Here is a 215-nt window from a genome sequence, read left to right as displayed (position 1 = left end):
TGTACGTGGTCAACCTGCACGACCGCAGGCTGTACCGGTACGACGCCACCGCGCCGACCGCGTCCGCGCCCAAGGCCGTGTACGCCATCCCCGCCGCCGGCTGCCCGTCGGCCGACGACTGGCGCCCGTACGGGCTGGGCATGCAGGACGGGGTCGGCTACGTCGGCGGCGTCTGCTCCGGCCAGTCCACCGGGAAGATCACCGACCTGCGGGCC

General features: G+C 74.0%; 1 protein-coding gene. It reads left to right on the top strand.

What is annotated here, in order from left to right; genetic code table 11:
- Positions 1–215, top strand: a 215-nt coding sequence (locus IH44_RS42235; RefSeq protein ID WP_035958706.1) for a hypothetical protein, incomplete at both ends; no start/stop codon positions are given.

This window comes from Kitasatospora sp. NRRL B-11411 (genome assembly GCF_000721345.1).
Classification (GTDB): Bacteria; Actinomycetota; Actinomycetes; order Streptomycetales; family Streptomycetaceae; genus Kitasatospora; species Kitasatospora cineracea.
Note: the sequence above shows the minus strand (reverse complement) of the source record. Positions and strands in the feature narration are given on the sequence as shown.